Genomic DNA, 279 nt, shown 5'->3' with positions numbered 1-279 from the left:
AGACCGCTACAGCCATCGTCGCGGCCATCGGGGATGGCGCGGAGTTCAAGAATGGCCGTCATCTTGCCGCGTGGATCGGCCTCGTGCCGCGGCAATTCTCCAGCGGCGATCGCACGACATTGATGGGCATCTCCAAGCGCGGGAACCAGCACCTGCGCAGCCTGCTCGTCCACGGCGCGCGGGCTGTGGTACGAACGGCGCCGTCCAAGACCGACCCCAATAATGCATGGGTCAATCAGCTTCGGGAGCGGCGTGGCTTCAACCGCGCCACGGTTGCGG

1 protein-coding gene is annotated in these 279 nt (G+C 65.9%); it reads left to right on the top strand.

Annotation, left to right across the window (positions count from 1 at the left end; all coding sequences use genetic code 11):
* The coding region (locus tag ACOSDM_RS20290) for a transposase (RefSeq protein ID WP_420726349.1) at positions 1-279 on the top strand (279 nt) is incomplete at both ends.

The organism is Hwanghaeella sp. LZ110 (assembly GCF_048892525.1).
Lineage (GTDB): Bacteria > Pseudomonadota > Alphaproteobacteria > UBA8366 > Aestuariispiraceae > Pacificispira.
This window is presented reverse-complemented; position numbering and strand designations above follow the sequence as displayed.